12 protein-coding genes and 2 pseudogenes are annotated in these 11,049 nt (G+C 65.8%); 6 read left to right on the top strand and 8 right to left on the bottom strand.

Features of this window, described 5'->3' with window-relative positions; all coding sequences use genetic code 11:
- On the top strand, positions 1 to 1,138 hold a 1,138-nt coding region (locus G3N99_RS25905; RefSeq protein ID WP_206123808.1), incomplete at its 5' end, for a cytochrome c peroxidase.
- Positions 1,139 to 1,268: 130 nt separating this feature from the next.
- On the opposite strand, the gene G3N99_RS25900 is transcribed toward G3N99_RS25905, so the two are convergent.
- Both G3N99_RS25900 and G3N99_RS25895 read right to left on the bottom strand, forming a co-directional pair.
- The gene (locus tag G3N99_RS25900; protein ID WP_174985225.1) at positions 1,269 to 1,721 is read right to left on the bottom strand and encodes a type VI secretion system amidase immunity protein Tai4; all 453 of its coding nucleotides are present in this window, start codon (positions 1,719 to 1,721) and stop codon (positions 1,269 to 1,271) included.
- Entirely contained in the window at positions 1,718 to 1,942 is a 225-nt protein-coding gene (locus G3N99_RS25895; RefSeq protein WP_241011854.1) for a T6SS effector amidase Tae4 family protein, read from the bottom strand. Before G3N99_RS25895 ends, G3N99_RS25900 begins: the two co-directional genes overlap by 4 nt.
- 33 nt (positions 1,943 to 1,975) lie before the next feature.
- On the opposite strand from G3N99_RS25895, the gene G3N99_RS25890 reads away from it, so the two are divergent.
- Positions 1,976 to 2,119, top strand: a complete 144-nt coding sequence (locus tag G3N99_RS25890) for a hypothetical protein (RefSeq protein WP_206123810.1) — start codon at positions 1,976 to 1,978, stop codon at positions 2,117 to 2,119.
- Positions 2,104 to 2,460 (top strand): annotated as a pseudogene (locus tag G3N99_RS25885) (MFS transporter); the annotation flags it as partial. The gene G3N99_RS25890 and the pseudogene G3N99_RS25885, both read left to right, overlap by 16 nt.
- 65 nt (positions 2,461 to 2,525) lie before the next feature.
- Here the strand turns inward: G3N99_RS25885 and G3N99_RS25880 are convergent.
- The 5 genes and pseudogenes from G3N99_RS25880 to G3N99_RS25860 form a co-directional block, all read right to left on the bottom strand.
- On the bottom strand, positions 2,526 to 3,848 hold the full coding sequence (locus tag G3N99_RS25880) for a TIGR00366 family protein (protein ID WP_174935378.1): 1,323 nt from the start codon (positions 3,846 to 3,848) through the stop codon (positions 2,526 to 2,528).
- A 373-nt stretch (positions 3,849 to 4,221) separates the two neighbouring features.
- Positions 4,222 to 4,569: a DUF1493 family protein gene (locus G3N99_RS25875; protein WP_174935380.1), complete on the bottom strand. Its 348-nt coding sequence runs from the start codon at positions 4,567 to 4,569 to the stop codon at positions 4,222 to 4,224.
- Positions 4,562 to 4,999, bottom strand: coding sequence for an STM2901 family protein (locus tag G3N99_RS25870; RefSeq protein WP_206123807.1), 438 nt, complete (start codon positions 4,997 to 4,999; stop codon positions 4,562 to 4,564). Before G3N99_RS25870 ends, G3N99_RS25875 begins: the two co-directional genes overlap by 8 nt.
- 300 nt (positions 5,000 to 5,299) lie before the next feature.
- On the bottom strand, positions 5,300 to 6,634 hold the full coding sequence (locus G3N99_RS25865) for a chloride channel protein (RefSeq protein ID WP_206123806.1): 1,335 nt from the start codon (positions 6,632 to 6,634) through the stop codon (positions 5,300 to 5,302).
- Between the two features lie 175 nt (positions 6,635 to 6,809).
- Positions 6,810 to 6,997, bottom strand: a pseudogene (locus G3N99_RS25860) (hypothetical protein); the annotation flags it as partial.
- 271 nt (positions 6,998 to 7,268) lie between these two features.
- On the opposite strand from G3N99_RS25860, the gene G3N99_RS25855 reads away from it, so the two are divergent.
- Entirely contained in the window at positions 7,269 to 8,411 is a 1,143-nt protein-coding gene (locus tag G3N99_RS25855; RefSeq protein ID WP_206123805.1) for a porin, read from the top strand.
- Positions 8,412 to 8,627: 216 nt separating this feature from the next.
- Positions 8,628 to 8,930 carry a DUF4148 domain-containing protein gene (locus tag G3N99_RS25850; protein ID WP_174935386.1) on the top strand — a complete coding sequence of 101 codons (303 nt, stop codon included), beginning with the start codon at positions 8,628 to 8,630 and terminating at the stop codon, positions 8,928 to 8,930.
- A gap of 117 nt (positions 8,931 to 9,047) precedes the next feature.
- On the opposite strand, the gene G3N99_RS25845 is transcribed toward G3N99_RS25850, so the two are convergent.
- A complete protein-coding gene (locus tag G3N99_RS25845) occupies positions 9,048 to 9,995 on the bottom strand; it encodes a LysR family transcriptional regulator (protein ID WP_174935388.1) in 948 nt (315 codons plus the stop codon).
- Positions 9,996 to 10,195: 200 nt separating this feature from the next.
- On the opposite strand from G3N99_RS25845, the gene G3N99_RS25840 reads away from it, so the two are divergent.
- Positions 10,196 to 11,049: FUSC family protein (locus G3N99_RS25840; protein ID WP_206123804.1), on the top strand; the 854-nt coding region annotated here is incomplete at its 3' end.

Genomic DNA, 11,049 nt, shown 5'->3' with positions numbered 1-11,049 from the left:
CGAGGCCGCCCGGCTGCAGTCGTGCGCGTCGTGCCACAGCCCCGATCACGCGTACGGCCCGCCGAACGCGCTCGACGTGCAGCCGGGCGGCCTCGCGATGACGCAGCAGGGCTATCGCCCGCCGCCGTCGCTGATGTACCTGTACCGCCAGCCGAACTTCAGCATCGGCCCCGATGCCGGGGAAAACGACGCCGCGCCGACCGTTGCGCAGCAGGCTGCGTCGGCGGCCGGGGTCGTGAAGGCGCAGAAGGTGGCCGGCACGTCGGCCGCGCCGCAGCTCGTGCCGCAGGGCGGGATGTTCTGGGATGGCCGCGCCGATACGCTGCAGCAGCAGGCGTTCGGCCCGCTGCTGAATCCGGTCGAGATGGCGAACGCGAGCATCGACGATGTCGCGCGCAAGCTCAAGCAGTCGTCGCATCGCACGCAGCTCGAGCAACTGTTCGGCGCACGCGTGTTCGACAGCCCGCAACTCGCGGTGTCGGAGGCGATGTTCGCGATCGCACGCTACCAGGTGGAAGATCCGTCGTTCCACCCGTACAACAGCAAGTACGACCGCTGGCTCGAAGGCCGTGCGCGCCTCACGCAGGCCGAACTGCGCGGGCTGCGCCTGTTCAACGATCCGGACAAGGCGAATTGCGCGGGCTGCCACCTGTCGAAACCCGGCAAGGACGGGCTGCCGCCGATGTTTACCGATTACCAGTACGAGGCGCTCGGCGCGCCGCGCAACAAGGAACTGGCGCAGAACCGCAACCCGGCGTTCTACGATCTCGGCGTGTGCGGGCCGTTCCGCGACGACCTGAAGGACCAGACGCAGTATTGCGCGATGTTCCTGACGCCGACGCTGCGCAACTCGGCGACGCGCCACGTGTTCTTCCACAACGGCGTGTTCCACACGCTCGACCAGGTGATGGCGTTCTACAACGAGCGCAGCATCTCGCCGCAGAAGTTCTATTCGCGCGGCGCGGACGGCAAGGTCGACGAGTATGACGACATCCCGCCGAAATATCGCGCGAATGTCGACGTGACCGATGCGCCGTTCGATCGCAAGCCGGGCGACAAGCCCGCGATGACGGCGCAGGATATCAAGGATATCGAAGCGTTTCTCGGTACGTTGAACGACGAACCGGTGAAACGCTGAGTGCAGGATGACCGCCGCGCTGCGTCGTGTCAGCAGCGCGCGCGGCATCAGCAATTCGATCCGGACGCTCGAGTAGCACACGTGGCATGGCAGACGGTGCGCCGTTGCATTGCGCAACGGCATCTGATTGCTACCGCAACTTCCGCGAAGTCTCGCTCCGATAAGTCCGGTTGGGGCGGAATACGAGCTGCTTCGCGACGGTATCCAGTTCCTTGCCGTGGTACAAGTCGGCGCACTTCAGGAAGTCGAATTTCACGTCCCGGACTTCCGGTTCGACAACCGGATTCCGGTAGTCGCGACCAAGATACTTCGCCACCAGCGCGTGAATGACATCCGGTGCGCGCTCCATGTCGTAGTAGGTCCAGTCGCGCAACGCGCTGGTGCTGCTGCCGATATCCTTGCTCACGCCTGGCTCCTGCCTGTACGCGGTAGCCAGGCACTCCGCGAGCACCATGTCCTTGAAGTTCTGGAGGTTAGTCCGTGAGCCGGCTTCGGGCGATGCTTGCGCTGCATCGTTCGCCGACACCATCGCAGGTTGAAGCGCGATGCACGTCAACACGGCGGCGATCCAGGCTCTCCTCATGACAGACTCCAGAAATTTGCGCGATCGGTACGATACCGCGCGCCCGGCTCGTTGAAATAGCAATGGTCGTAACACGTCCGTCCATTGAACAGCGTGGCGTGGCCCTGCGCGTCACTCCATCCCGACACCTCGAACAGGATGACACCTTGTCGCCCCGCCAGTGGCCCGCCACTTGACGGCGGATACTTGACACCGTCTGCCTTCCCCCACCGTTGCTCCAGAAAGCGAATCGAGTCCCGGACGCGAAAGAAGTATTGCCGATTGTCTCCCCCCGATACCGTTTACGTGCGCGCGCAACCGGCTATTTCCTGCTTGGCGTGTGCATCGCAAACATCGTCGGCGGGCCGCTGGCCGGTGCGCTGATCGAGCTCGACGGCACGGTGCGGGGCTGGTCGTGATGGCTGCCGGGATGGTCGGCGCCGCGCATGCGTCGCCTGCCGCGGGGCTCTTGTGCGTGTGCGTGGCCGCATTCATGTTCTTCGTCGTTCAGTCGATCGTCTTCACGTTTCCCGCGTCGCGGCTCGCCGGCAACGCACTGGCAGGCGGACTCGGACTGGTGAATACGTGCGGGTTGCTCGGCGGCTTCGTCGGGCCGACCGTCGTCGGTGCGATCGAACAGGCAACCGGCAATGCGAAGAACGGGCTGACGCTGCTTGCGGCCGCGCTCCTCATCGCGGCGTTCGCCAGCCTCGCGTTGCGTCACGGACACGAGCGGCCGGACACACGGTCGCACGGCTAACGGCAGGCCGGACTCAGGATCGCGAGAGGCGGACGCGGACTCCGCCCGCCTCTCGTCCCGTCCCGTCAGAACAGATACATCCCCGCGACGAACACGACGCCCGAGAACAGCAGCGTCGTCACGCAATACCCCATGATGTCGCGCACGCCGAGCCCGGCGATCGCCAGCGCGGGCAGCGCCCAGAACGGCTGCGCCATGTTGGTCCAGGCCTCGCCGTACGCGATCGCCATCGCGGCCTTGCCGAGATCGGCGCCGAGCGCCTGAGCGGCCGGCATCACGAACGGGCCCTGCACGACCCAGTGGCCGCCACCGGACGGCACTGCGAAATTGATCACGGCGGAGCTCAGGAACGCGAGCAGCGGGAACGTGTGCACGTTCGCGATATCGACGAACCACTTCGTGATCACGCCCGCGAGCCCCGAGTGATCCATCAGCGCCTGGATGCCCGCGTAGAACGGGAACTGGATCATGATCCCCGACGCACCGCGCGCCGCACCGGCCACTGCGCGCGCATAGGCCATCGGCGTACGGTGCAGCAGGATGCCGGCCGCGAGGAACGCAAGGTTCACGGTGTCAATGTCGAGCGCGAAGCCCTTCTGCACGAACTTCAGCACGAGGAACGCCGCGCACAGCGCCGCGACGAGGACCGACAGCAAGCGGCTTTCCTCCAGCCGTTCCGCAAACGTCGCGTCCGGCCCGAGCTGGCGCTCGACGCTCGGCGGTTCGGCCAGCAGCGCCGGATCGACGCTGACGACCTCACCCGGCTTCGGCATCATCATGCGCGCGAGGAACGGCAGCATCACGATCAGGCCGATCGTGATGAACGCGTTGTAGCCGGTGAAGATCGTCTGCGACACGGGAATCAGCCCGATGGTCTTTTCCATCGGATTGCCCTTCGTGGCCGCGACGAGCGGGACCGAACCCGACAATCCGCCGTGCCAGCTCAGGAAGCCCATGTAGGCGGACGCGACGAGCAGCCGGTAATCGCTGCCGGCGACACGGCGCGCCACTTCGCGCGCGAGCATCGCACCGAGCACGAGGCCGAAGCCCCAGTTGATCGCGCACGCGAGCGCGCCGACGAACGCGACGAGCATCACGCCCTGCCCCGGCGTGCGCGCGGTGCTCGCAAGCGCGACGAGCATGCGCTTCACGGGCGGCGAACTCGCGAGTGCGTGGCCGGTGACGAGAATCATCACCATCTGCATCGAGAACGCCAGCAGGTTCCAGAAACCCGAACCCCACATCGTCGTGAGCTGCACGGGCGTGTTCGGCGTCAGGCCGAACGCGAGCGCGAACGTGACGACCGTCAGCAGGATCGCGAAAATCAACGGGTCGGGCAACACGCGGTGGACCACCTGCGTGAAAAAGCGGGAAATGCGCTGGATCAACTTGAGCTCCTCGTTTCCTGATAGGGACGTCCGCGCGTGTCGTTGTTGGTTGAGGCGCGGAAACGCGCGGATTCTTGCACAGAACCGCGTCGTTTGCTTCAATGCCCTCGCCGGCATTGACGCCCGCCGATTTCAGGTGACCGAACGCGTGTCGTGCCCACCGGTGACGCCTGACGCCCGAAGGCCGATCGACGATACACGACAAAAGGCCCCGGGAATCTGAGCTCGTGGCGGGTCGTGCGATTGCAAAAACGCCCGCTTGGATGTGAGCCAGGCGGGCGTTCGGTGTTTCATGAATCGATCCGGTCTACGTGAGGTTGTCCATTCATCGCGTTCCGGCATGCACGGTCGAAGCAGGTGTCAGCGTGGCATGTCACCGCTCCCATCGCCCACGCTCCATCGCCTCTTCCATCGATCCGAGCGTCAGTGACCGGCCGCCCAACGTATCGCGCGCCGCATTGCTGAACGGGAATTTGACAACCATCGCGAAAAACGAACCGATGCCGAGCTTCGCGGACGGATAGTAATAGTGGATGTCGAACGCGGACAGGTCGACGTCAAACGTCGCAGCCCATCGCCTGACGAGCTTGTCGATGTCGTTCGGCTCCAGGTCGAGATCGTGATAGAGATCCGTGTCTCGCGTCAGCTCGATTCCAGAGACCGGTAGCTCGCCGATATCGGCCGAAAAAAACGCTTCGAGACGTTTCCATGCGTCAGCCATACAAGCGATCCTCGGGCGTCACCATGCTGTTGTAGGTGCCAACCGTGCGATAAGTGATCACCGATACATCCGTTGCCAGGATGACCCAACCGACTCCGGGGATCGCCCGCCCAACGAATGCGCCGATATTCCGCGTGAATTTGATGCGCAACATGATAAGGCTCGTGAACGAGGTAACGGTAGGCAATATCCGGTGCTTTAGCTCGAACGGCAACATACGACGCGAAACGACAGACGCGATGGAGGTGCCCTTGACTGCGCTCGCGAACTTGCCGCGCGTGGGGATGAAACGCTGCCCCAGCAATACCATCGCGATGCCAACCGCATCATTTACACCCAACGCCTTGCCGGTTTCTTCGATGAAGATCAGCAAGAGCAATTCTTCACGGCGCAGGCCCTCATGAATGCCGTACTCGTACGAATTTGCCATTTTCTCTCTGATAGTTGGAGTTTGAGCGAACTGGCAAAGCTATCGTGAGTAACGCAGGGAGGACAACGCGTCCGCCAGGTCGGCGACCGCTGCAGAAGCATGTCGGGATGCGATGGATCGATCACGCGCGGTTCGTTTCAGCGATGTCCGGCTTGCACTTCCGGTCGTTACGGCTCCGTCGTCCAGCACGAGCGTCGCAGCAACGGTATTCACCAGAACGGATGCAAACCGTTAATTTCCCTGGTGACTCGACGGTTTTCGATGCCGGTGCGTTTCTCGCTTCCTGACCGCTCACGCGCGTCAGTACGTAGCCGCTGCGTGTTCGCGCACCGTCGCAACCGCACTTTCCCGCCGCTCGGCCAACCGCTGCGCGAACCGGTACGCGACCAGCGACCCGGCTACCGCAAGCAGCATCGGCACGAGACTGTCGTGATCCACGCGCGTGAACTCGGCCAGCAGTACGACCGCCGTGATCGGCATCTGCATCGACGCGGCGAGAAACGCGGTCGCGCCGATGAGCGCACAACCGCCGATCGACGCACCCGGCCACACGAGGCTCCACAGCCCGCCGAGCACGACGCCGAGCAGCGCGCCGTTCGCTAGACCCGGCGTCAGCAGGCCGCCTTCCGCACCCGCCCGCAAGCTGCCGGCCTCGATCAGCACCTTCAGCACGAGCAGCGCCGCGGCGAGACCGATCGTCAGCGTGCCGTCGAAACCCAGCGAAGCCGGACCCTTGCCATTGCCGAGCAATTGCGGAAACCACATCGCAAGCACGCCGATCACCGCGAAATTGACCAGCGCGAGCACCGGCAGCCGCCCGTCTTTCGGCGCGTTCGCACGGGCACGCGTCGTGAGCCGCACGAAGCCGTACGCGGCAAAGCCGAACAGCGGACCACAGACGATCGACCACACCACCAGCGGCGTACTCAGCACGAACGGCGGCACCGTGTACTGGTGTTCGTTGCCGAGGCCGATCCACGCAACGGCCGCCGCGATCGCCGACGTCGCGACCGCCACGACCAGCGCACGCAGTTCGAACGTGCCGAGCAGCACTTCGAGCACGAAGATCGCCCCGCCGAGCGGCACGTTATAGACGGCCGCGAGGCCCGCACCGGCACCGCACGCGACCATCAGCCGGCAATCGTCAGGCGTAAGCCCCGCCGCATGCGCAAGCCGCCCGGCAAGCAGCGAACCGATCTCGCGCGGGGCGACTTCGCGGCCCAGCGGCGAACCGAGCGCAACGGTGACGATCTGCAGCAGTGCGTGAACCGTCGTGCTGACGACCGGCATCCGCGGATCGGCCGCACGCACTGCGCGGCGGATGCTGACGAGCGGCCGGCCAAACCGGTACAGCGCCCACCAGCCGCCACCGGCGACGATCCCGCACACGACCAGCACCGCGAGCCGGCGCAACGGATCGGCACCGGTCACGCCGGTGAGGAAACTCTCGGTGCCGATCACGTGCGCGACGCTGTAGCCGTACGCGACGTGCTGGATCGCGTGCAGCAGCAGTGCGAGCAGCATGCCGCCGAGGCCCGCGCCCACGCCGGTCAGGATCGTGACGACGGCCACGCGCGCGAACGGGCTGGCGGCCGGCGAAGAGAATGCGGGGGCGGACGGGAGATCGAGGCGCATGGGGTCGGCGAATGGAATCGACAAGACGACGCGCAACACGCGCGCCGCCGTCAGGACCGCATCGTAGGCCGGCCTCCATCATGAGACAAACGTATTTTTAGAATCGACTCATGCATTTCATGAATACATGACGTCGGGCGGGCCGTGACCGCCCGCCTTCCGCGCCCGGTTCGCGTCAATCCGGATAGGTGACGCGCTCCCGTTCGCGCCGCAGGATCACTTTCCCGTGGCGGATCGACAGCGTGGCCTTGGCCTGCCGACGCACAGCTTCGGAAACGTGTCGAAGCGCCCCTGCAGGTGGATGCTCTCGGTCGGGCACGAGATGAAGTTCAGGCCCGCGCGCTTCACGGCGAAAAGTGTCGATGCGCGCGGATCGCACCGATCAACCGACGCGCCGCGTCCCGCTCATGTTGCAGCGACGCGACAACCGGCCCGCGATGAACGGATACCAGCCGCGCGCGACCACGCAGAAACCACCAGCGTCAGGCACGCGCCGCGCGTCGTGTCAGTTTTGTGAAGGACTCTTGCCGGATCCGGAAAGGTGCGCTCGCGGCCCCGGCGGCCTTGCACGCGCGATGCGTTCCTATACTTGCGCCGAACTTTCGTTCCCAGTCCCACACGCAGGAGCCCTGACTTGAAAAAAACCCTCATCGCCGGCGCATGCACCGCCGCGCTGTTCGCCCCGCTCGCTCACGCACAGAGCTCGGTCACGCTGTACGGCCTGATCGACGCCGGCATCGTCTACACCAACAACGCCAACGGTGCATCGCTGTGGCGCCTGAACAGCGGCACCGTCAACGGCAGCCGCGTCGGGTTTCGCGGCACCGAGGATCTCGGCGGCGGCCTGAAGGCGCTGTTCGTGCTCGAGAACGGCTTCAACGTGAACAACGGCGGGCTCGGGCAGGACGGCAAGCTGTTCGGCCGCCATGCGTACGTCGGCCTGAGCCAGAACGGCTATGGCACGCTGACGCTCGGCCGCCAGTACGACACGATGGTCGACTTCGTCGCGCCGCTGTCGGCCACGGCCGGCGACTTCGGCGACGCGAGCTTCGCGCATCCGTTCGACAACGACAACCTGAACCACTCGCTGCGCATCAACAACGCGGTCAAGTACACGAGCGAGACCTATGCGGGCTTCAAGGTCGGCGCGATGTATGCATTCTCGAACGCGACGAACTTCGGCGCGAACCGCGCGTACAGCGTCGCGGCGAGCTACACGAACGGCCCGCTGAAGCTGGCCGGCGCGTACCTGCAGATGAACGGCACGAAGGGCTCGACGAACGCGAGCCCCGGCGCGACCGATGCGGCCGAAGCGAAAAGCCTGAACCAGGGCGGCTGGTCGATCGGCTCGGACCGCATGCGTTCGTACGGCGGCGGCATCAGCTACGGGTTCGGCCCGGCCACCGTCGGCTTCGTCTATACGCGTTCGCAGTACGACAACACAGGCTCGTTCGGCTCGACCGGCCAGGTCGCGTTCAACAACTACGACGTGAACGTGCGCTATGCGGTGACGCCGGCCGTCAGCCTCGGCGCGGCCTACGTGTACACGGACGCCAGCGTGTCGAACCCTGACAGCAAGCACGGCACCGATCCGAAGTGGCACCAGGTCGACCTGCAGGCCGTCTACAAGCTGTCGCGCCGCACGGACGTCTACGCGGAAGCGATGTATCAGCACGCAGCGGGCCGCGGCTACCAGGCGTTCATCAACGGCTCGGGCGGCGCATCGAGCACGGCGAACCAGATCGTCGGCACGATCGGCATGCGCACGCGCTTCTGATCGGCGTGATGCATCGTCGCCCGCCGGCCACGAGCCTGCGTTCGCGCACGGGTTCGCTGGCTGCGGGCGGCCCGCACCAATGTTGTTCCATCTGGAAGGCAGCCTGCCTGGAATCGGGGTTTTTACGCGCGGGGGTGCTGCGTAGACTGCCAGCAAAGGTCAGGGTCACGCATCGCGCGTCGATCCGGCCACCCACCCCGCACCCAGGAGAACCTCGTGAAATCGCTCGTCGTTACCGCCGCCGCTGCCGTCCTGCTCGCTGCACCGGCCCTGTCCTTCGCCCAGTCCGCCAAGTCGCCCGTCACGCGCGCGCAAGTGCTGCAGGAGCTGATCGATCTCGAGTCGGTCGGCTACAACCCGGCGCGCGGCGAAGTCAACAACTATCCGGACGACATCATGGCGGCGCAGGAACGACTTCACGAAAAGCGTCTCGCGGAACAGAAGGCTGCGCAGGCCGCCTACGGCCACGCCGGTGAACCGACGACGGAATCGGGCGCGGCGGCCAAGCCCGCGCTGTAACGGCATGACGAAGCGCCGCGCCCGCGTGAACGAAGTCTTGCGGGCGCGGCGCGGGTTGCGCTCGCGTGGTTTGCGCGAAGAAAGGAAGCCGGCAATGCGCCGGTGCGCGTCCGCTGCTCAGGCGGCCTGCGGTTCGCGATCGATCGCGTTCAGCATCTCGACGTCGCGCGCGATCATCCCAGGCACCTGGGCACGCAGCATCTCGACCCAGGTCCGCACCTTCGCATCGACGAAGCGGCGCGACGGATACAGCGCGTACACGTTCATCTTCTGCAGGATATGCGCGGGCAGCACGCGGACGAGCGTGCCGTCGCGCAGCGCGTCGATCGCCGAGTACAGCGGCAGCATGCCGATCCCGATGCCGTCGCGGATGGCAAGCGCAAGCGATTCGGCCGTATTGGTCTGCACCGGCCCCGTGACGTGGATCTGCTCGACGCCCTCCGGCCCTTCGAGCACCCATTCGTGCGTCGGGAACGCCGGCGTGCACAGCGTCAGGCACGCGTGCGCAGAGAGATCCTGCGGCCGGGCCGGCGCGCCGTGGCGTTTCACATAGTCGGGCGACGCGCACAGGATGCTGAAGGTCGAGCCGAGCAGGTGCGACACGAGTTCCGAATCGGGCAGCGACGACGCGGTCACGACAGCCATGTCGCTCGTCCCGTCGAACAGGTCGGGCATGCGCTGCGACAGCGACAGCTCGATCGACACGTCCGGGAACTGCGCGTGATAGCGCGTCAGCGCGGGCAATACATAGTGATGACCGACGCTCGCGAAACTGTGCATGCGCAGTACGCCGGCCGGCCGTTCGTGCGCACAGCTCGCCTCTTCTTCCGCGCGGTCGACGTCGGCGAGGATCTGGCGGCAGCGCCGCAGATAGCTTTCTCCGGCCGACGTGAGCGCGAGACGGCGCGTCGAACGATTCATCAGACGGGTGCGCAGGCGCGCCTCGAGCTCCGACACCGCGCGCGACATCGCGCCCGTCGTCGAATTCAGCGATTGCGCGGCGGCGGTGAAACTGCCCGTCTCGACGACGCGCGAAAACACCCGCATGTTTTGTAGGGTATCCATTCCTGTGAGCAACCTGTAGCGGAGCCGCTATTTTCCTCCACGGGATGCGACAGATTGTTACTCCGGCTGCAACTATCGTTTCCCCGCAGCTGCGTTAATGCGCGGGCGCCGCACTCCTACAATCGGCGCCTCAACAGTCGAACGAACCCGTTCGGACGCGCCGCGCACCTTGCGCGGCCCCGTACCGGCCCCCTCTTTTCATGAAGCCACAACCTGCGATCGAGCGTCCTTCCATCGAACCGGCACGATGGAGGACATGGCTCGATCCACTCGGCGACGCGGCACGCGACTGGGCTGCGAGCGACGGGCTGATCTGGCTGCACCTCGCGAAAACCGTGTTCGCGGCGCTCCTCGCGATGGGCATCGCGATGCGCCTGGAAATGTCGCAGCCGCGCACGGCGATGACGACCGTGTTCGTGCTGATGCAACCGCTGTCGGGGATGGTGTTCGCGAAGAGTTTCTACCGCGTGCTCGGCACGGCGGCCGGCCTCGTCGCCGCGCTCGCGCTCGGCGGGCTGTTCGCGCAGCAGCCCGAGCTGTACATGGCCGGCATCACGCTGTGGATCGGCACCTGCATCGCGCTCGCGGTGCGCAACCGCCACTTCCGCTGGTACGGCTTCGTGCTCGCCGGCTACACCGCGGCGCTGATCGGCCTGCCGGCCGTGATGACCCCACAAACACTATTTCAGTCCGCGCTCACACGCGCCGCGGAAGTCGCGCTCGGCATCGCGTGCTCCGGCGCGGTCAGCGCGCTGATCCTGCCGCTCAGCTCCGCGAAGGCGCTGATGCGCTCGCTGGGCGCCCGCCATGCGACGTTCGCGGCGTTCACGGCGGGCGCGCTCGCAGGCGACGTCGCACGCGGCGATTTCGAGCGACGCTTCGCCGATTTCGTCGACGACATCGTCGGCTTCGAGGCCAACCGCGCGTTCGCGTCGTTCGAGGATCCGCACATTCGCGCGCGCAGCCGCCGCCTCGCACGGCTGAACAGCGAGTTCATGAACGCGTGCACGCGGCTGCATGCGCTGCACCAGCTCGTCAAGCGGCTGCGCGCCAA

The organism is Burkholderia sp. Ac-20392, from assembly GCF_017104585.1.
GTDB classification, from domain to species: domain Bacteria; phylum Pseudomonadota; class Gammaproteobacteria; order Burkholderiales; family Burkholderiaceae; genus Burkholderia; species Burkholderia lata.
Note: the sequence above shows the minus strand (reverse complement) of the source record. Positions and strands in the feature narration are given on the sequence as shown.

Excerpts from the sequence above, each read along its gene's own strand:
- G3N99_RS25900 (WP_174985225.1), bottom strand. The coding sequence starts at position 1,721 with ATGAGGAGAGCCTGGATCGCCGCCGTGTTGACGTGCATCGCGCTTCAA.
- G3N99_RS25875 (WP_174935380.1), bottom strand. The coding sequence starts at position 4,569 with ATGGCTGACGCATGGAAACGTCTCGAAGCGTTTTTTTCGGCCGATATC.
- G3N99_RS25870 (WP_206123807.1), bottom strand. The coding sequence starts at position 4,999 with ATGGCAAATTCGTACGAGTACGGCATTCATGAGGGCCTGCGCCGTGAA.
- G3N99_RS25865 (WP_206123806.1), bottom strand. The coding sequence starts at position 6,634 with ATGCGCCTCGATCTCCCGTCCGCCCCCGCATTCTCTTCGCCGGCCGCC.
- G3N99_RS25845 (WP_174935388.1), bottom strand. The coding sequence starts at position 9,995 with ATGGATACCCTACAAAACATGCGGGTGTTTTCGCGCGTCGTCGAGACG.